The following is a 19,886-nucleotide window of genomic DNA, read 5'->3' as shown; positions in this document are numbered from 1 at the left end:
AGATTGGCTATCTTCTCCACCAACGCATAATATAGGTTATCTTCAAATAGTTCGCTCCACATCAGGTACCGCAAAAGGTTCGGTAAGGACAGGTGGATTCCTCAGGCAATGTAGAGTAAATTTCCTGTTCGGTAGAGTAGGCATAAGGGTTCGAAAGAACTTCAAGAAGCCGCTCCATCACACGGTAGTCTTCTCGTTCCACCGCAGCTTCCAGTGCTTCTTCTACCCGGTGGTTGCGTGGAATGATTGCAGGATTGCTGCTGCGCATCAGCTGATACGAGGAGGCTTGTGATTCCTGCTGTCTGCCCAGCCTCGCCTGCCACTGCTCGTGCCACTGGGTGAATTCCGCAGTGCTGAACAGAACCGTATCCTCCAGCTTGTTCAAAGTTAGGGCACGGAAGGTATTGGTGTAGTCGGCACGATGCTTCTGCATGATACTCAGAAGCTCCTCAATAAGAGATTCATCCTCCTGCTCTTCGTTAAAGATCCCTAGCTTCGCCCGCATTCCTGCAAGCCAATGATGGTGAAACATTTTTACAAAATCTGAAATTGCATCCTCAGCCAGTGTGACAGCCTGCTCCCTGTTGTCATGCAGCAGTGGCAAGAGCGTCTCAGCAAATCTCGCGAGATTCCACGCAGCAATATGCGGCTGATTGGCATAAGCATAGCGTCCCTGCCTGTCGATGGAACTGAACACCGTCTCAGGATCATAGGTATCCATGAAGGCGCAAGGTCCATAATCAATGGTTTCTCCGCTAAGGGTCATATTGTCGGTGTTCATCACCCCATGAATAAAACCAACTAGCTGCCATTTGGCAATCAGCTCGGCCTGACGCTTAATCACTTCCTGAAGAAGTGAAAGGTAACGGTTTTCGTCATTGGCAACTTCCGGGTAGTGTCTTTCCAATGTATAATCAGCCAGAGCACGGAGATCTTGAGACGTGCCCCATGCTGAGACGTATTGAAAGGTTCCGACGCGAAGATGACTGGCAGCCACACGGGTCAGAATGGCTCCGGGCTGCTCGGTTTCCCGGATGATCGACTCACCCGTGGATACGACCGCCAAGCTGCGGGTGGTAGCAATACCTAGCGCATGCATCGCCTCACTGATGATGTATTCGCGAAGCATCGGACCAAGTGCCGCACGACCGTCACCACCACGGGAGTATGGCGTTCTGCCTGAGCCCTTGAGCTGAATATCAACCCGTTCACCCAAGGGATTGATCTGTTCGCCAAGCAGCAGAGCACGTCCGTCTCCTAACATGTTAAAATGCCCGAATTGATGCCCTGCGTAAGCTTGAGCAAGAGGCATAGCCCCTTCAGGAACCTGGTTGCCGGCCAGCTCCGCTACGCCATCATTCCCTTGCAGCGCCGTGCCGTTCAACCCCAGTGATGCTGCCAACGGATGATTAAGAATGATCAGCTTTGGTGAGCGGACAGGAGTTAGGTTGAGCTTTGTAAACAATGATTCCGGCAAACGAGAGTAACTGTTGTCGAAGTTCCACCCTATTTGATCTGCTATTTCTTTTTTCTCCGTCATAGTGGCTCCTTTTCTGCTGCGGTATCTTAGGTTTTCCCATTTTAGTTTTTACTTCTGCCCATTTATTATCCAATTATGAAACATGGAACATACAATATGCTTTTTTATTATAATCGATTATCAAACATTAATTGTATTTGAATACCGAATGGGTCTTCAATAATACCGTAGGCTTGGCTAAACACATTATTAGATAAAGGCACAATAATTTTCACTCGATCATCTGTAATTAAGCTATCATAAAAACGTTTAATTTCTTCTAGGTCAGCACTTTGAATACATAATGAAGTATTATTCCCTACTGTATATTCTTCACTGGGATTCATTGTATCTTCTGCTATCATTACTTTTGTTTTTCCGATGGATAAGACTGAATGAGAAATATAATTTTTATTTTCATCCGTAAGCTGTATGGAGCTGTCACGTTGGGCCATGTCTTGATAGGTAACAAGAAACAATTCCTCTGCGCTGAAGTGTTTTTTGTAAAAATGTATAGCTTCTTTTGCCTTTCCGTTCATGGATAAGAAAATAGCTACTTCTAATGTTGTACTCATGGTATCAATCTCCTTTTATATGTGCTTTTAGTCAGATATCTTATGAATTTGATATATTCCCTTGAACTTATTATCATACAAAAAGGTATCAAAACATGACACCTTTATAAGGAGATTTAGATGAAGAAATCGGAAAGATTAAATGACATGATCAGATACTTAAACAGTCGAGAGTTTTTTAATTTAAATGACCTAATGGATAAATACCATATCTCAAAAAGTACAGCTCTACGTGATATTAGTTCATTGGAACAATTAGGTATGCCTATTTTTTCGGAACATGGCAGACATGGACGATATGGTATCCTAAAAAATAGATTGTTATCCCCCATTATTTTTACGATGGATGAAGTGTATGCTCTGTACTTTGCAATGTTGACGTTAGAAGCTTATCAATCCACCCCCTTTCATTTAAGTGTTAATCAACTGAATGAAAAGTTTGAACACTGTCTTTCTAAAATACAAATAAACCAGATTCATAAAATGAAAAAGGTTTTACAATTTGAAACATATCAGCATAATCATGTTAGTCGTTATTTAGATAAAATTCTAACAAGCATTCTTAATGAGAGTACCTGTAAAGTTAAATATGTAAAAAATAATCAGAAAAAAAGTTACTATATTCAATTTTTCAAAATTTCCGCTAAGTTTGGTCAATGGTATGCTACTGGAATAGAGTTACATACGAATAAATATAGAGTTTTCAGATGTGATCGAATAACCCTTATAGAAGAGGAGAACAATTCTCGCTTTTCTATAGATGAACTTCTTAGTCGTTCATTAGAAATGTATCAAACTGAGAAGAGCATTGACTTTGAAGTAGAGATTGTAGAACAAGCCAAGGATATTTTTTATAAAGAACATTATCCTTCTATGAAAATAGAAAATGGTGATAAGACAGTCATTAAGGGATTCTATAATCCAGGAGAAGAAGAATTTATCGCTCATTATTTTATGAGATATGGTCATTATGTACGATCAGTGAAGCCTGAATCTTTAAAACAGATTATTAAAGATAGAGTTGAGCACCTCTTAAACCACTATCAAAAATTATAAGGTAAAAAGGCTTTTAAGGCAGAATCCAGAAAACTTCACACCCTTTAGGAGATCTTTGGTCTATTCATTTACATTCTAGTAAAGAAAAGGAACCTGCAAGCTCCTTTTCTTTACTAGCTATGACATTTGAATCATGGCTTCCGTTTGGCGATAACAGCATAGGATACCGTTCTTGTGAATCCAGTTGGATTCCATGCAGTAAATACCCATCTGTCTTCGGCCGCGGAATAATTATTGAGAAGAAACCCTTGTTCATTTCCAGAGAAAGTCCATGCACCGCTAATCAGATTGTAGGCGTTACCGTTAATCGTAGTGCTTCTAAAGCTATTAGGAGAAATAGTGATCGGTGCGAAAGTGAATCGTGCGAACCCATCTCCAAGTTGAGTTACACGAATGGCTTTTTTAAGATTCATAATCACGTGACTATTTTTTTTCAGTTTTTTTCCCAACTTTGCTTCTGTTTTTTTAATTTTCATTAAGGTTGCCTTTCTCAAAGAAATCATCTCCTTAATTGTTTTACTTATAGTTAATGATGGAGTAGATACTTTTGAATGGACAAAATCCCCGGTAAATTGGCTTGATTTTCTGGAGGTGCTGGAACAAAAAGCCCTTCCTTAAAATAAAGGAGGGCTTGATACCGCTACTTCTCATTATTTTCCGTTCCTATACCGATTTTGTTAAGCCGATATGGGTGATCATGGTGTCATACGGTTCTAATTCCATGGTTTGTTTGCCATATTCCGTTTCAATCGTCGTTCTTTGAAGTTGATCGCTATTGTTAATAACAACCAACATTTTACTTTCTGGATAATAAGCACACTCTGTATATAGGTTATCCGTAATGTACTTCGTTTCATGTAACTCATTGCCTGCAAAGCGAATCAAATTCAGCAGCAACCTTGTGTTTTCCCAGCTGAATTCGAAAGAAGGAAGGTATATCCCCTTTCCTTTACCAAAGGCATGAGTAGACAGTGTTATCATACCACTCGTTTCTTCCACTACCGCAGCTGACCCATCAGTAAGATAAATGCTATTCTTTGGCGTTATACTGGCTCCTTCAGGCACCAATCCATGCTCATCCCTAACCTCATAAGTCCATCTTCCATGACCTACTCTGGAGCCTGTATCCTCATCCAGTCCAAGAACATGTGCCATTCTGAAAAAGCTGTCGTGACCTTCAACCGCAGAAGGCTGGTTGATGCCAATAAAGGTACCACCCTCATAAACCCATTTCGTCAGTAAGTCCACACACTTGTTGTCATTCCAGTACTCCCCACCACTCCATGCTGAACCAGCAGAGCCGGCATTGATCACTACATCACAATCCTGTAGAATTCCCTGACGGATATCTTCAAAATCAATGAATTGCACTTCAATCGGCAATCCGGATAAAGCCTCATTGACATGAATCAAATCATGCATATACGTTTCATGGAAATGTCCGGACAATGTCCACGATCTCAATTTTCCCCAACTATGCAGAATAGCTACCTTCGTCTTCATGTGATAGGGCTTGCCTTCATGGTGCAGTTCCTTAATTTCTCTGAACTCATTGGCAATCTTTTCGATGTAATCGCAAAAATCCGGGTAAGGCTCTACAAGATGCAAATATCCGCCCAGTCCAATCCGGTCAATAGGCTCCCGCAGCAAGGCGCGCCGAATATTAATCCAATACTTTTTGGCATCCAGCGTGGGGTTCCCCCCTTCCATAAAGGTAGGAAGTCCGCCTAAACCAACCGGAAATAAGTATGGATGCAGCCGAATCTCATGCGTATTCACTTTTACACCTGAGCAAAGTCTCGCCTCGTAACCTGAGAACACACATTTAATCAACCCGTCAAATCCAAACTCTTGAAAACGGTCATTGTAAGGCTCCATACCAACCCAACTGTCATCATAGAAAACATAGGCCAGCTTGTCGTGCCTATGCACAATGTCAATTAATTTCTTGCCAAATTCGATTACAAAATCATTGATAAATGCCATCCAATCCAGCTTGCGCTGCTCAGCCGGGATATGACTGACGCGGTATTTCCCACCATTCACAAAATCCTCGGCAGTCATCGAATACCCGTATTTCTTGGCAAACAGATCAAGCGCTCTTGAACTTACCGTAAAATCGTATGAACCCCAGTCAGAGAACAGATGGCGATTGCGCTCATTACTGCCCCAGATCCAGGCGAAATTATAAAATAAGGAGGTAAACCGAACAACCGTGGTTTCCTTATGATGGAGACACCAATCTTCCATCCAATCCAGCAGATACTTTTGCGTTTCTACATAGACGGGATCAATCTGCATCAAATGCTCTTTGTTCCAATGATTCGTTGTGTGATTGTACATGGAAATCTCTTCCCAGATCCGGTAGGCCATGAAGCTTACGGTGTATTTATGCCAAGGAACAATTCCGGTAATGACTACATTTCCGGATTCCCTTTCATAATTCCACTGTTCTCTTGGAACTTCCTCCCCGGTCGTTCTGTCAAAAACCTGCCAATAGTTAAACGCCTCTTTGGAATCATTAACTTTGAATTGTTCAGCAAAAAAATCCTCCATCAGATAGATGGATACATAATCTTGTACAGCTACCTTCGGATTTGTAATTAAAAAACACTGCTGCAGCTTGTCAAGATTGTGGGACGCCCACTCGTTATGATCTCTGATGATACAGATTGTCGAATATATGCCGTACCCAGCGTTAATAATCTCGTCGGACAATTGCGTGCCGTCACTATCACGAATGACATCGGCACCCCACCGTTCAGCTAATTTTAGGGTCAGCGCCTCATAACCAGATTCTCCCGGTAGTGTAAAGGCCCCCGTTGTTTGTTTAGACAACTTCGATCCCTCCTAATTCAACATATCGGATAGAAAAGCCAACGCCAAGCCTTGTCCCCAGCCCTGAATCCAGTCTTTTGGAATATTGCGATACCCATCCCGATCTTTCATAACCGCTGTGCCGCCCGACACACCTAGTACCCGTCCGTCCTCGCTAATATGGTTCAAGATGCCGTCCAATGCCTTTTGCACGTATTTGGTATGCAGCGGATTGCCGTTATTGATCATGGCTGCCGCGATTCCGCAAGATGCAGACACCTCCTCGTAGGACTCCTCGTCATCCAGTACCGTCCGCCATAGGCCGTTCTCCGTTTGAACACCCTTTAGTGCCGCCAGTTGATCCCGAAGCGAACACTCCACGTCCATGCACTGCGGATATAAATACCAGTCCTTCAAATGAATTTTAACTTGCGACATGGTATAGGCTCCCCAAGCATTCGCTCTCCCCCAGAAAAATCCGGACATGTGATCCTGCTTGACATTATTGTAGCCATGGTACCAGAAACCGCTACTAGGGTCTTGCAGGTATTTGATATGCCAGTAATATTGGTTTAAGGCGTCCTGGATCATTTCCTCATCCTTTAATTTGGTTCCTACACGGAGCAGAAAAAATGCCGCCATAAACAATGTGTCCGCCCATGCCTGTTCTGGAAAATCATTAGCAACGGATACCGTATGCTGCAGAACATTGTCTCCGAACCTGAGAGCATGGTTCCGAATATAATCCACCTTGCTCATCACAATATCCCAATATTTCTGGTCCCCTGTTTCTTCATACAATGTGATCAGCATATGACCCATAGCACATGTGTTTACCGTCCAATGCGGCAGCCCCAGCTCGATATATTCATCTGCCCATTGCACAAGCATATTCAAATACTCTTTATTTCCAGTTTTTGTATAGGCTCTGGATACCCCATAATAAGCCACACCGCAAGGCCAGTCCCACGTCAAATCCATCGCCATTGTTTTTCTGACGACTTTGTCGATAACTATTAACATCTCTTCCTTGTCATAAGTTAATTGAAGCATCTATGTTCTCCTCTCTTTCGCACACGCCCCCAAAGGCGCTTGAGAGCTGTTCGTCACCGTTTTGAAAACGCTTTACTTATTCCATTGTACGCAGTAAAATAGTCTCTATCTAAGCATATTCGCAACAAAACTGTGCAATTCCAATCATTTATGTGATGATTTTGCAAAAATCCAATAAGCGACTTCCAATAAACAGTATATAGATCGAAATGGTCTAGTTCGTCTATATATTGCACCTTGGAGCGATTGGAATCGAATTTTGCAAAATCCTGATGTATATCTGCTGGTTAAAATCAAAGTCATGGGGGTATTGAATATGCCCAGAAAAAAGAAGCCCGTTATAGAATATCGGCACTACAGCTTGCCTATAAATTTCCCTGTCTTGCTATTAAGCGGTGAGCGTTGGAAGATTTCAGATATTAAAAGTGAGCATCTCCATTTCCATAACCATTTAGAGATTGGTATATGCTATTCAGATAGCGGCATCATGGAGATCAAAGGAGATTCTGTACCCTTCAAAGCGGGCGATGTGACCTTCATCCCCAGGTATCTTCCTCATACCACGTATAGTTCGCCAAATACAGCCAGTCTTTGGTCTTATATCTTTTTTTCGCCAGAGGATCTCTTTCAACATTCATTTAAAAGTGCTTACAGCAACTTCGAGCCGAATTTGTGGGTGGTTAAGGGTATGAACTGTATATTGGATAAGGAGCAACATCCCAAGGTTTATACACTTGCGACTTCAATCGTAGAGGAATTAAAACAGCAGAATCCTTACTATCAGGAAAGTGCCTACGGCTTATTGCTATCCCTTTACATAGAACTCCTTAGAATTCATTCCAGGAATGAACTGTTGGCAGATCAAGAAACAGAGCATAGTCTGAAAAGCGATTTTGTCATTTCTCCGGTTCTGGAGTACATCACGAAAAACTATATGAACCCCATTACCATGGATTTTTTGGCCGACCTGTGCCATTTAAGTACAACTCATTTTCGAAGAAAATTCCATGAAATTATGGGGACGTCGCCTCTCGATTTCCTAAACAGCACCCGAATCGAAGAGGCTTGCAAGCAGTTAAAAAGCACGGAGGATTCTATTCTTTCGATCTCCGAACAAGTCGGTTTTCATTCCATTTCCAGCTTCAACCGTTGCTTTTCCAGGCTTATGGGAAAGCCGCCAAAAGAATGGCGTAAAGGGGCGCAATCCGAAGCGCAATCTGCAAAAGCGTCTATACTGGAGTTTACGGGGTGGGTCTAATTTTACCAAACGGAATCAAGCAGCTCGTCCACTTCTCGAATTCTGGTCACCGATGGTGTTTGTATAAGATTGCCTTTGACCATGACCATAGCTACATCCGACAAAGCTTTTATGTTGTTCAAAGGGTTTTGCTCCATCACGATTAAATCCGCCTGTTTTCCGACATCAATGCTCCCTGTAAGGTGATCAATGCCTAAGATTTCCGCATTAGATTTTGTTACCCGTTCGATGACCTGACCCGCGTTCAGTTTCGTTTGTCTCATAAAGTGGTCCAGTTCCCGCCAAATATCATAGTGGGTGACGTAAGACATTGCGGCATCCGTTCCAACCCCAATTTTGATATGATGTTCCACAGCCTGTCGCAGTCCCTTCAACATCGAGTCGTACACAAGCCGGGAATTTTCCTTAACAGTCTCATTCACCTTCGTTAGGCTCGTGTCCAATTTCGCAGCGGGATACGCAGCCTGCATCGTAGGAATCAAGGCGGTGTAGCCATTTAATGCCCTAGGATTGTTTTTGTACAGACTTATGATCTCCTCATCCATCTCCGCACCGTGTTCAATGGTATCCACCCCGCCCTCTAGCGCGATTCTTACGCCTTCGGTACTTTCCACATGGGCCGCTACACGCATACCGATTTTATGGGCTTCCTCGCAGATGGCGGCAACCTCTTCCTCCGTCATTTGCAAGCGGCCTGCTTCACCGACCATGTTGGCATCGGTAACCCCGCCAGTCACGCATATTTTGATTATATCTACTCCGTTTTTCACATTGAGCCTTACATTTTTTCTCGCTTCCCATGGCGAATCGCCGATCAAAGCCAAATAGGGTGCCCCATGACCACCCGTTACGCTCAGGAAATACCCGGACACCAAAAGATTGGGGCCAACAAACCGGTTTGTATTAATTTCATCTCGAAGCTGTACATCAGTATAAAAAAACTCGCCGACGCTGCGCATCGTGGTTACACCGGAATGCAGTGCCGTCAGTGCATTTTTCTTCACCCGTTTTTTTAACACACTTCGGCCCAGCCTCGTATCCAAAATATGATGGAATGCAAAATTCAGCAGCCCTTCGCTTGCAGACAGCGTAAATGGCTTTCCATCTGCAAAAAGATGGACGTGCGCATTAATGAGGCCAGGCATCACATATTTCCCCGCTACATCAATCGTTTGATAATGGCTGGGGATAGACAAATCGCTTGTCTTCCCGATCTCCTGAATCAGCCCGTCTTCGTGAATTAAAATCGTCATCATTTTTTCAACGTCTTTTTTCGCGTCTCCATAAATCACATTGCAGTTCTTAAGTGCTTAACCTGTTCCCATCGTTTCTCCCTCCTGCTGCGCTCATGGTGTTTAATAATGAATTATCTATTCATTTTTGGGATAAAAAAATATAGGGACTGTCTTGATGCCAGAAAAATGATGGACCGTCCCGCAAATATCCGCCTACTTGTCGACATTATTCATTCAAGCTTTTTAGTCCATGCAGCCTGTATAGGCTAAGTGCCTCAAAAACCCGTTTCCGGCTATCGGCGCTCATATCCCTCTTCAATAAATCCAAAGTCATATGGATGACATTATTGGCAATGATGTTCAGCAAAATCATATTTTCATCAGTTCCGATTTCATATCTTTTATAATTTTTTTTCAAATAAGGCTTCTTGGTTTCGATCATCAGATCGATCAGTTCTTTTTTTGCATCGCTGTAAATCGTCCCTTTATTTTTTTCGAAAATAATGACGATCTGCATGCTATATTGAGTTAATAGGTTGATTTGTTCCTGAACAATGGCAGATTTTTTTTCGTTATTGGTTTCTTCAAAAAAAGTTTGGTTATCGATATGAATGCTTTCCACTAACACATTCTTCAAATATTCCACTAAAGACGGCGGAACAACCGAATAAAATAACTCCTTTTTATTTTTAAAATAAGTATAAATATTTCCGACTGAAATTTGGATTTCATCCGCAATATCGCTCATTTTGGCATCTACAAAGCCTTTTCGAAAAAACACCTTTAAAGCGGCTGATTCAATTTCTTTTTTCACTTCATCTTTTTTCGCCTGTATAATAAACACCCTCGATCAATAATGAATAAACCATTCATTTTTAGTGTAGTTCGGTGGTTTTAGTTTGTCAAACCCGAGCAAAACAACGACATTATTATTTTCAAAATATAGACGATATAAAAACAGGGAAAAGACATGATGAAAGCGGGCTTGTCCCGTTTTCCATTCAACCTATTCCCCGGTTTCTTTCAAATCTTCATTCATGTTTTCAGCACAAGTTTGTCACAAACCCTGACACGATGTGCCAACATCAATGAAAGTTATTTATTTTCATAGAGTGCTACGCCGTAGTTCATAAAAATACTGCACAATGGGATGCTTTAACTTCATCTTCCCGGTCATGTTTAAAATTCGCTTTTTTCCTACTCGTCTGTCCACTAAAGCTAGAATATTCAATAAGATATCATTACTCTCTAAGCTTTCCTCTATAGAAGTAGTTAAAAACTTATTAGCTACAACATTAAAATTAGACTTGCTTAATGAGGCCTGTGCTGACAAAAGCTCCTTTGCATGCTCTGATATTTTTCTACCTCTTGCAATTACTTGTAGACGAGCCTCCGGAACATTCCCATTAGTATCTTTTCTGACCGCTTCAATTTCTTCATTGCTGATAGGAACTTGGATATCTGGATCATTCTTAATTTCCTGCTCCGACTGATACCATTTGATTGGACTAATGATATCATTCATATTGAGTATGTTCTTCTTATCTACAGTTATATAACAAATTCCAGGTTTATCAAGCAAATAACGGTAACTGGTCGCTCGGTATTCGACCCTTCCGTCTAACGCAGGACAGCGGAAGCTCTCCAGTTGTTGCTTCAATTTACTCCAGGACATATATCCTCCTATGTTTTCAATGTCTACTAACAGCCCATCCCCAACTTGGTAATTTAATTTCCGCGTTCCTCTACCTCATCATGATCCTTGCTTCCAAACTCATCAAGCAATGTACGCACTTCACTTGTTGATTTGGCGTTCATTAAGCTGTTTCTGAGTTCACTTGCCCCTCGGAATCCACGGACATATATTTTGAAGAAGCGGGCGAGAGGGCTGAACGAACGTGGCTCCTGCGCTGAATAATGATCATGGAGATCTAGATGAAGCCGCAGCAGTTCAAGCAATTCCTCACTGCTGTGTTCCTTCGGCTCCTTCTCAAACGCAAATGGATTCTGGAAAATACCACGCCCAATCATAATGCCATCCACTCCATATTGCTCAGCGAGCTTCAAGCCGGTCTGACGGTCCGGAATATCTCCGTTAATGGTCAGCAGTGTGTCTGGTGCCACCTCATCACGAAGCTTCTTAATCTCCGGAATCAGTTCCCAGTGAGCGTCTACTTTGCTCATTTCCTCTCTTGTCCGCAGATGAATGGACAAATTCACAATGTCTTGTTTCAAAATATGGGTCAACCAGTCGCGCCATTCGTCTACGGCAGTGAAACCGAGCCTTGTTTTTACACTGACGGGCAGTCCCCCGGCTTTGGCGGCCTGAATGATATCCGCTGCGATTTCGGGACGGCAGATCAGGCCGCTTCCCTTCCCATTCTCGGCTACATTCGCTACGGGACAACCCATATTAATATCGATGCCTTTGAAGCCTTCTTTCGCCATACCGATGCTCATTTCACGAAAATATTCCGGCTTATCTCCCCAGATATGGGCCACCATGGGCTGTTCATCCGCTGTAAAAGTCAAACGCCCGCGTACACTTTTGTTCCCCTCCGGGTGACAATAACTCTCTGTATTCGCAAACTCCGTAAAAAACACATCCGGTCTGGCTGCTTCACTTACGACATGGCGAAACACAACATCCGTCACATCTTCCATCGGTGCCAGTATAAAAAAAGGTCGTGGCAACTCACGCCAAAAATTATTCGTCATATCAAAAACTCCTCTATAAATACCAGGACAAATCTTTGGTCCCAAAATGGTAAAGCTATCCTGTTCATGTCCTTGCTTCTTCTTCACATATAACATGTTTAAGCAACGTAGTTCAAACGGCAGTATATGTTAAGCATAGACATCTAAATGAGTATATCATACCCAATAGAGGAGCATACTCCCCAAAAGACTCGCAAAAAAGGAAGAGCGCCGCCCCTCCTTGCCATCTTCTATAACGTACTGCGCCGCAGTTCATAGAAATACTGCACGGCATAACTTCCCCCAGCTTACTCACTTCGGCAAGGTCAATGACTTGCTCTTCTTCTAACGTATCCACGTAGCGAGGAATATTTAAGTTAAACTCATTTGCTTTGATTTCTTCAAGTGATGCCACATGAGCATATTTATCAACGGGTACACGATTTCGGTGAGTTTCGATAATCTTATTAATGTTTTCATTAGTAGGTTTGTTTTGTTTGTGCTTTCCTTCCATTGCTCCGTGTTGAGTGGTATGCGCAATTTCTGCACTAACCACTTTTTCATCGAGCTCACCAGTCTCAAAAATATTTTTTAAATGACGAGAAATTGATGTTCTATCGACATCGAACAATTCTTCGATTGTTTTTTTTGGTTGCCCAGATCGTTTCATCTGGAAAAAGAACCTCCAATTTTCATCGGCATCATACATTAAAAATTGTATTTCTTTCATAATGCTCTCCCATCTACACACCTTGTTGAACGGTTTCGACCCTATTAACTTTTCACAATTTCATCCGCTGGTTCGTGAATCGTGTCGCGCAACCCGTTTCGATATTTCATTTTAGGTAAGGAGTGTATTATTTTTTCATCATGAGCCAGTGTCGTATAGTCAGAACTTACTTGAGAGATAAGTCACGGATTTGACCCGTATCATCCGAATCTTGCAAGCCGTAGCGATGGCGACTAAACAACTCCCGCATGAGCATTGTGATAATATCCATAATTCCCCACTTCACTCGGAGGTCAAGAAACATTCTATCGAAGCTAACATTGTTCGCTTGCTGCATGATATGTTCACTGTCACTCAGCTTCACAAGATACTTAAAGTCAAAGCCTGCAGGTGGGAAGTGACCTTTAATAATTGCAACAGCCGCATTCATAATCTTAGTCGCATAATTACAATCATCCAACCCATTGGCGAATTGATTAAATTTTTCTTGCGTTCCTTGGCTTCTTCATCTTTGTCTTCGTGAACTTGGTTTAATAATTGCTCCACGAGTTCAGTAAGATAATCATAGTCAACTTTAACATCCTTCACATGTGTCATCCGCAGTTTGTGTTTCAATTGTTGTCTGAAGCGCGTTCTTCTAGACGTATGTTGCCTCTACTCAACCATCGCGAAAGTCAAGCTTTTATATTTCTTTTCGTTTTAAAATTCGAAAGACGCGAGCAAGCTCGCGTCCCCAATTCAAATACTCGCTTGCTCTAAACCCCGCTGTACCAACAAAACCACGCTCTCCACATGCACCGTATGTGGGAACATATCTACAGGCTGTACTTCCACTGTACTATACCCGCCATCCTCCAGTATCCTTAAATCCCGCGCCAGTGTGCTTGGGTTACAGGATACATACACCACGCGTTCTGGCTTCATCTCCAGAATGGTGTCGAGCAGGCGTGGATCACAGCCCTTGCGGGGTGGATCGACAACGATAACGTCGGCGGTGATGCCTTGCTCTTTCCATGCAGGAATGACATCTTCGGATGCTCCTACCTCAAACTTCACATTACGCATTTCGTTCAACAGCGCATTACTTCGTGCATCGTCGATGGCTTCTTTGACGATCTCCACCCCGTACACCTGGTCCGCATGCTGAGCGAGGAACAAGGAGATCGTGCCGATGCCACAATACGCATCAATTACCGTTTCTTTGCCTGTGAGTCCAGCATATTCGACCGTTTTACTATACAGCACTTCCGTTTGCACAGGATTCACCTGATAAAAGGATCGTGCGGAAATCGCAAACTGAACGTTTCCAATATAGTCGTAGATCACGTCACGTCCCCACAGTACACGAGTCTCGTCGCCAAAAATAACGTTCGTTCGCTTCGTGTTCACGTTCTGGCATATGCTTGCCACGTGTGGGATGTGCTCACGAATACTGCCGATCCACGCGTCTGCGTGCGGAATATCTCGCCCATTCGTGACGAGCACTAGCATCATTTCACCTGTGCGAAAAGCGGTCTTCACCACGACATGGCGCAACAGCCCGCGTCCAGTTTCTTCATTATATGCACTGATGCCCAGCATTCGGCCAATCTCTTTGACACGTGCGACAACTTCGTCGTTGCGCTCGTCCTGAATGAGACATGTGTTCATATCCACGATGCGATGGCTGCCACGTGCGTAGAAGCCGCCGACAAGCCCGCCCTCGGTGACACCAATCGGCACTTGGGCTTTGTTTCGGTACCGCCAAGGCTCACTCATACCGAGTGTAGGATGCACGACTACGCCTTGTACACGCGACATGTGGTCTGCATTTCCATCCGCAGAGTCAGCCAAAACCTCTGCAGTATGCTCACTGGGCTCTGTAGCCACACTCAGCTTCCCGATACGCTCCAGCACGTCCACGACATACTGGCGTTTCCAGCCCAGCTGCGCTTCGTAGCTCATATGCTGAATCTGGCAGCCACCGCATTGTTCGTAGATAGCGCACGGAGCTGCAATCCGGTCGGGGCTAGCCTGCGCGATATCTAGCAGCTTTGCATAGCCATACTGCTTTTTCGTTTTCAACACCTTTACTCGAACCTTTTCACCCGGTAATGCACCTGGAACGAACAGCGTAAAACCCTCGACACGTCCTACACCCTCGCCATCGTGGTTCATGCCGATGATGTCTATCACGGCCTCATCGTTCTTTTGCACAGGCAGATCGCTACGCTCTACACTAGACCGGTTACGATTGGAAGCATCATGACTTCGTCCACCGTTGGAAGAACGACGAGTATCTCGTCCGTTCCTTCTCTTCTTCCGATCCGAATCATTCATATTTTCTTTCACATTTCCATTTTTATATTTGATTTCGGCTTGAAGTAACCCATTTCCAGCTCTAACTTGAGACTGTTCCGGTTCGCTCTCTCTTGTCGCCTTCATAGTCTTTTTGTGCTGATTTCCTTGAACAGGAGTTGCTGTTGCTGCATTCCGGCGGCTTTTTCCACGTCCGCTACGGTTATTCGTCATGATTGTCACTTCTTTCTGATCTTCTTTTTATGCGTTATTTTCTTTCGGACGTCTAATTTGAACGGTGATCTAAACATACAAACATCAACTCGAAAATGCCGTTACTCCCTACGGAGAACGGCAAGAACCAATATGCTCACACAAAAAAACAAAACAACTACCTACTCTGCATTCCATATACTATATTGCGTTGCCGTCTGGAAGCAGAAATATTTCCTCATCATTCCTCACCGGAAAACATTCAAATGATGAGGTAAATTCCGGAAAGTCGCTGGCAAGGTACCGCCCAGTTCGCCATCCAGATTAAGCTGGACGTAGCCGGGTGAGGTCACTTCCATGTAATCTGTTTTAAAATAAACAATCTTCTTATCCTGCAAATGCTCACCACGCAGCGCAAGTGTTACCAACCGGATCATTTCCGCCAGATTGCATTTCCGCACAGCGATGACATCGAGGAGCCCATCATCTATTGTCGCCCCGGGAGCAAGCTTTTCAAACCCGCCCACCGAATTCGTATTCGCAATCAGGAAGAGCATAAACTCGTCGTGAATCACTTCCTGACCCGATGCCTTGATGATCAGCTCCTGTGGAGCAAGGCTGACCATCTTCTCCATACCTTTAAAATAGTACGCCAACTGGCCAATCATCGTTTTTAGCTTGCTCGGAACTTCATACGTAAGCTCGGTTAAAGTTCCCCCGCCTGCAATGTTGATAAAGTAGCGGTCGTTCGCTTTTCCGATATCCAGTGGCTTCGGATTTTGACGAATAACTAGGTCGCAATAATCCTCCCAGTGCTTGGGGATGCCTAGTGCCCTGGCGAAATCATTCGTCGTCCCCAAAGGAAACACACCCAGGGGCGGGCGGTTTTCTCTTTCAGCCATCCCGTTAATGACCTCATACAATGTACCGTCGCCACCAGCGGCGATAATCATGTCATACCCACGCTCAATGGCCTCTATTGCGGCACGCGTTGCGTCCCCTTCACCCGTAGTTGCATGGCAAGAGGCTTCAATACCACCTTCATCCAGGCGCTGCAAAACATCCGCAAGACGACGCTTCATTTCCTCACGCCCAGAGGTCGGATTATAGATTAATCTAGCTCTTTTCATTCCGTTACGCCACCCGTATATTTAATGATATTTATATTCACATAGCAGTTCATCACATTCAGTCTGTACAAAATATCATCATACTGGAAAAAGACCTCTTTTACAATAAAAGAAGCCAGACTTTGCCCAAATAAGGAAATTTAAGGCTAAGATGACGCTATAGCCGAACTAGACTACCTATGACTTGACCTTGCTTGCTTCTGCACACTTTGCAATAATTCACGAACTTGTCTATCCATCCAGCTTGTGAGCAAAGGATGCGGCAATAAAGGATCTCCTGAATAACGGTATTCGAGCCCCTGCAAGCGTTTAGGAATTATGTGGCTTGTAAAATATCCAGAACTCAAAAATAGCGGTGCCACAATAACATCATGACCCCGCTCCTGATTCCAATACGCTGCCTTGTCGTACACACTCTCGGGATTTAACAAAGCGTGGTCCGTGATGATACCACTCACGCTTTGCACCGTACGGGCCAACGAAGAAATCCCCTGCTCCCAGCGCTGAAAAAAGCCGTTGTGCACACTGCCGTGACCTACGAGTAAAATAACCTCTCTCGCAGGGTCGGCCGACAGCGGGCGAACCTTGTCCCACACCATGCGGGCAACATCTTCTCCGTCATCCAGCGGGCTGCCAAAATGTACTCGCGCCTTCATTCGAAACGGCTTCAAATCTGTTTCTTTGTCCGGCGCATCTTTGACACCCAGCGCATAGCTAATCTCATCTACATGCGTACTGCCTGATGACACAAACAAAGGTATAACCAATATATCTGTTACACCCAAGGCTTCCAGATGGTCAATACCATTTTGAATCAATCTTTCTTTAACCGTTTCCAAAAATGAAACCTCTACCGGTATTTCTTCCGGCAAATGGAGCTTTGCAACTGCCTGATCCACCTGTTCCACCCAATAAGGCTCCCTAGAGCCGTGGCTGATTACCAGTATCCCAGGGCTCCGCATTAGCGTCCCAGACGTTCCAAAGTCATTTTATACCCATCATTACCATAGTTCAGGCAACGTTTAACACGTGAAATGGTGGCTGTACTGGCCCCTGTCTCTGCTTCAATCTGATTATATGTGCTGCCTTTGCCTAGCATACGGGCAACCTCCAGACGTTGGGAGAGGGATTGAATTTCATTAATCGTGCACAGATCATCAAAAAATACATAGCACTCTTCCAAATTTTTAAGAGTTAAAATAGCTTCGAACAATTGATCAATACTTTTATCATTAAGCTTCTTAAGCTGCATGGATTATCATCTCCCAAGGTTACGATCTCTCCTCATTGTACCCGAGGAATAGTCGGTTTTTCAAGCATTAACGGTTTCACGCATTACAGAACAACATTATGACCATAGAAACGTACCGTACGAATGCCCAAATCCGCTTTTATACCTGATTTCGGGACACGCGCCTAAACCCACTGTGCGTTTGTAACATACAGTAGAGTATCAACCTGCAAAGGAATGTGATCTCATGCCTGGACACTACTATCATCGGAGGCCGCTACAGCGTTCCCTTTCCGATCCGTATAGTTCATCTCCTTATCCCGGACTCGATCCATACAACGAGGTTCCGCAAGCCGGTTCTTCCGGGCTGGTTCCTTACGAGGCGCCAGCGAGTATTACGGATTCTGCCGTGGTCACACCAGACCCGGTTCCAGCCAAAGGAGGACTGCTTGGAGGTCTTGGCAACCTCAGTAATCTCAACGAAATCAAAGGCTTCATTGACCGTATGGGTGGTATTGATGGAATTGTTGCTACGGTCGGCAAGGTGCAAAAGGTCATGTCCAGTGTGCAGCAATTTGCTCCAATGGCGAAGCTGATTATGGGCTCTCTCCCAGCATTCGGAAAATCCGCGAGCAAAAATTCTGCAACAGATATCGCCGAGGAATTGGATGAATACACACCACCACGCCCACGTCGGAAAAAGTCACAGCGCAAAAGCACCACTACCCCACGCAGACGTCCGCGCAAGCGCAAAAGAAAGTAGATTATACTATTTGAACCAGCCTCGGCGCATAAACCAGATCACCATTGCAACACTCAACAAAAACATGAAGAACAGTACACCAAAATATCCATATTTCCAGCCCAACTCGGGCATATTCGAAAAATTCATACCATAGATTCCTGCAATCAGCGTCAAGGGCATAAAAACGGTCGTAATTACGGTCAGCGTCTTCATAATTGAATTCATGCGATTGGAATTGAGCGATATATAACTGTCCCTCAGGTCGGCTGTCATCTCGCGGTCGGCCTCCAGCATGTCTGTCAGCTTCAATAAATGATCATATATATCGGTAAAATAAGCCATATGGTCTCCTTGGCCCTGCACATGCTGCGAATTCAAAACTCGGTACATCAGATCACGCATGGGTACGATGGTACGGCGCAGCTTGAGCAGCCTGCCACGCAGGTCAAACACCTGCTTCATTAATTCCTCTACGGATTCGCGACCGCCCAAGCCCTCCAGCTCGGCTAATTCATCCTCAATCATAAAAAGGCTCGGAAAATAATTATCTACCAGCTTGTCCATCACCGTGTAGGCTGCAGCCAGCGGTCCTCGCGACCATATTTTGCGTTCATTCGCATGCTGGACAATCCGCTCCCAGGCTTGATCCAGCTCTTCTAACTCATGATGGTGATATGTAACCAAAAAACGACTGCTAATAAACATATCCACTTCTTCCGCAGCTAACGTATCTACATCAAGCGCATGCACGACCAGAAACTGCACATCCTCGTAATAATCCAATTTGGGACGTTGCAGAACATGCATACAATCCTCCACAGCCAATGGGTGAAAATGAAAATAACTCGTCAGCAGCTCCGTCTCGCGATCTGTAGGCTCGCTAAAATCTACCCACATCCATATATAATCCTCCATGACGATCTGATCCAATGGTTTTCCCACTGTTACCTGATGATCATGACCTATAGTCAATGTACGTATCACCGTACGTCCCCCTCGCTTACACTTCCGTCTGTTATGTTATTTATATTTTATATAAGCCAATTAACATTATACAAATCTCAAGTCCTGTATTCCTTTTAATAAAGAAAAGGATATCTCCGGGCCAACATGCCTCCCAAGATATCCTTATAAAATAATCAATTCATTATAATTAAATCTTTTTCACAAGCCCTGTGCTTATCGCTTCATATCCAAACCGTTCTCTTTAGCCCAAGCTTCCGCTTCCTGATTTAACGCCTTGCCGATGCCTTTATTACGATGTTTTAAATCCATCACAAAAACGACGATACGCGCGTAATCTTCATCTCGCTCTCTTCCCCTATACCCACTCATTTAAAAGTGGGGCAG

Annotated in this window: 20 protein-coding genes and 1 pseudogene; 3 read left to right on the top strand and 18 right to left on the bottom strand. The window is 44.0% G+C overall.

Features of this window, described 5'->3' with window-relative positions:
* Nucleotides 1-61: 61 nt before the first annotated feature.
* Together NSQ58_RS18135 and NSQ58_RS18130 are read right to left on the bottom strand one after the other, a co-directional pair.
* Nucleotides 62-1,540, bottom strand: a complete 1,479-nt coding sequence (locus NSQ58_RS18135; RefSeq protein WP_341057967.1) for a protein adenylyltransferase SelO — start codon at nucleotides 1,538-1,540, stop codon at nucleotides 62-64.
* Nucleotides 1,541-1,647: 107 nt separating this feature from the next.
* Nucleotides 1,648-2,094, bottom strand: a complete 447-nt coding sequence (locus NSQ58_RS18130; RefSeq protein ID WP_028542017.1) for a VOC family protein — start codon at nucleotides 2,092-2,094, stop codon at nucleotides 1,648-1,650.
* Between the two features lie 120 nt (nucleotides 2,095-2,214).
* Between NSQ58_RS18130 and NSQ58_RS18125 the strand changes: the two genes are divergently transcribed.
* Nucleotides 2,215-3,150, top strand: coding sequence for a helix-turn-helix transcriptional regulator (locus NSQ58_RS18125; RefSeq protein WP_028542016.1), 936 nt, complete (start codon nucleotides 2,215-2,217; stop codon nucleotides 3,148-3,150).
* A gap of 131 nt (nucleotides 3,151-3,281) precedes the next feature.
* On the opposite strand, the gene NSQ58_RS18120 is transcribed toward NSQ58_RS18125, so the two are convergent.
* The 3 genes from NSQ58_RS18120 to NSQ58_RS18110 form a co-directional block, all read right to left on the bottom strand.
* Nucleotides 3,282-3,653 carry a hypothetical protein gene (locus NSQ58_RS18120; protein ID WP_226887842.1) on the bottom strand — a complete coding sequence of 124 codons (372 nt, stop codon included), beginning with the start codon at nucleotides 3,651-3,653 and terminating at the stop codon, nucleotides 3,282-3,284.
* 160 nt (nucleotides 3,654-3,813) lie between these two features.
* A complete protein-coding gene (gene gnpA, locus NSQ58_RS18115) occupies nucleotides 3,814-5,988 on the bottom strand; it encodes a 1,3-beta-galactosyl-N-acetylhexosamine phosphorylase (RefSeq protein WP_341057966.1) in 2,175 nt (724 codons plus the stop codon).
* A 12-nt stretch (nucleotides 5,989-6,000) separates the two neighbouring features.
* Nucleotides 6,001-7,020, bottom strand: coding sequence for a glycoside hydrolase family 88/105 protein (locus tag NSQ58_RS18110; RefSeq protein WP_076160019.1), 1,020 nt, complete (start codon nucleotides 7,018-7,020; stop codon nucleotides 6,001-6,003).
* Nucleotides 7,021-7,321: 301 nt separating this feature from the next.
* On the opposite strand from NSQ58_RS18110, the gene NSQ58_RS18105 reads away from it, so the two are divergent.
* Nucleotides 7,322-8,278 (top strand): AraC family transcriptional regulator, encoded by a 957-nt coding sequence (locus NSQ58_RS18105; protein ID WP_331280960.1) that lies wholly within the window; start codon nucleotides 7,322-7,324, stop codon nucleotides 8,276-8,278.
* Between the two features lie 2 nt (nucleotides 8,279-8,280).
* On the opposite strand, the gene NSQ58_RS18100 is transcribed toward NSQ58_RS18105, so the two are convergent.
* The 11 genes and pseudogenes from NSQ58_RS18100 to NSQ58_RS18050 form a co-directional block, all read right to left on the bottom strand.
* The gene (locus NSQ58_RS18100; RefSeq protein WP_341057965.1) at nucleotides 8,281-9,534 is read right to left on the bottom strand and encodes a metal-dependent hydrolase family protein; all 1,254 of its coding nucleotides are present in this window, start codon (nucleotides 9,532-9,534) and stop codon (nucleotides 8,281-8,283) included.
* Between the two features lie 205 nt (nucleotides 9,535-9,739).
* Nucleotides 9,740-10,327, bottom strand: a complete 588-nt coding sequence (locus tag NSQ58_RS18095) for a TetR/AcrR family transcriptional regulator (protein WP_235322368.1) — start codon at nucleotides 10,325-10,327, stop codon at nucleotides 9,740-9,742.
* A 291-nt stretch (nucleotides 10,328-10,618) separates the two neighbouring features.
* On the bottom strand, nucleotides 10,619-11,188 hold the full coding sequence (locus NSQ58_RS18090) for an SF0329 family protein (RefSeq protein WP_023987097.1): 570 nt from the start codon (nucleotides 11,186-11,188) through the stop codon (nucleotides 10,619-10,621).
* 53 nt (nucleotides 11,189-11,241) lie between these two features.
* Nucleotides 11,242-12,231 (bottom strand): tRNA dihydrouridine synthase, encoded by a 990-nt coding sequence (locus tag NSQ58_RS18085; protein ID WP_023987096.1) that lies wholly within the window; start codon nucleotides 12,229-12,231, stop codon nucleotides 11,242-11,244.
* A 292-nt stretch (nucleotides 12,232-12,523) separates the two neighbouring features.
* Nucleotides 12,524-12,721, bottom strand: a pseudogene (locus NSQ58_RS26805) (N-6 DNA methylase); the annotation flags it as partial.
* Nucleotides 12,722-13,106: 385 nt separating this feature from the next.
* A complete protein-coding gene (locus tag NSQ58_RS18075; protein ID WP_023987094.1) occupies nucleotides 13,107-13,370 on the bottom strand; it encodes a hypothetical protein in 264 nt (87 codons plus the stop codon).
* Nucleotides 13,367-13,528, bottom strand: a complete 162-nt coding sequence (locus NSQ58_RS18070) for a hypothetical protein (protein ID WP_023987093.1) — start codon at nucleotides 13,526-13,528, stop codon at nucleotides 13,367-13,369. The genes NSQ58_RS18075 and NSQ58_RS18070 overlap by 4 nt, the downstream gene beginning before the upstream one ends.
* 150 nt (nucleotides 13,529-13,678) lie before the next feature.
* Complete coding sequence (gene rlmD / locus NSQ58_RS18065; protein WP_023987092.1) at nucleotides 13,679-15,451, bottom strand: 23S rRNA (uracil(1939)-C(5))-methyltransferase RlmD; 1,773 nt, start codon at nucleotides 15,449-15,451, stop codon at nucleotides 13,679-13,681.
* A 227-nt stretch (nucleotides 15,452-15,678) separates the two neighbouring features.
* Nucleotides 15,679-16,560, bottom strand: a complete 882-nt coding sequence (locus NSQ58_RS18060) for a diacylglycerol kinase (protein ID WP_013308843.1) — start codon at nucleotides 16,558-16,560, stop codon at nucleotides 15,679-15,681.
* Nucleotides 16,561-16,733: 173 nt separating this feature from the next.
* The gene (locus NSQ58_RS18055; protein ID WP_076317402.1) at nucleotides 16,734-17,522 is read right to left on the bottom strand and encodes a sirohydrochlorin chelatase; all 789 of its coding nucleotides are present in this window, start codon (nucleotides 17,520-17,522) and stop codon (nucleotides 16,734-16,736) included.
* Nucleotides 17,522-17,812, bottom strand: coding sequence for a YerC/YecD family TrpR-related protein (locus tag NSQ58_RS18050; RefSeq protein WP_007428885.1), 291 nt, complete (start codon nucleotides 17,810-17,812; stop codon nucleotides 17,522-17,524). The genes NSQ58_RS18055 and NSQ58_RS18050 overlap by 1 nt, the downstream gene beginning before the upstream one ends.
* A 226-nt stretch (nucleotides 17,813-18,038) precedes the next feature.
* Between NSQ58_RS18050 and NSQ58_RS18045 the strand changes: the two genes are divergently transcribed.
* Nucleotides 18,039-18,554, top strand: a complete 516-nt coding sequence (locus tag NSQ58_RS18045) for a hypothetical protein (protein WP_023987090.1) — start codon at nucleotides 18,039-18,041, stop codon at nucleotides 18,552-18,554.
* Between the two features lie 6 nt (nucleotides 18,555-18,560).
* On the opposite strand, the gene corA is transcribed toward NSQ58_RS18045, so the two are convergent.
* Nucleotides 18,561-19,520 (bottom strand): magnesium/cobalt transporter CorA, encoded by a 960-nt coding sequence (gene corA / locus NSQ58_RS18040; RefSeq protein ID WP_023987089.1) that lies wholly within the window; start codon nucleotides 19,518-19,520, stop codon nucleotides 18,561-18,563.
* A 195-nt stretch (nucleotides 19,521-19,715) separates the two neighbouring features.
* Nucleotides 19,716-19,871: a GNAT family N-acetyltransferase gene (locus NSQ58_RS18035; protein ID WP_023987088.1), complete on the bottom strand. Its 156-nt coding sequence runs from the start codon at nucleotides 19,869-19,871 to the stop codon at nucleotides 19,716-19,718.
* Nucleotides 19,872-19,886 lie beyond the last annotated feature (15 nt).

The organism is Paenibacillus sp. FSL M7-0134 (assembly GCF_038007865.1).
Classification (GTDB): Bacteria; Bacillota; Bacilli; order Paenibacillales; family Paenibacillaceae; genus Paenibacillus; species Paenibacillus polymyxa_B.
The sequence above is the reverse complement of the archived record's forward strand: the minus strand, read 5'-3'. Positions and strand labels throughout refer to the sequence as shown.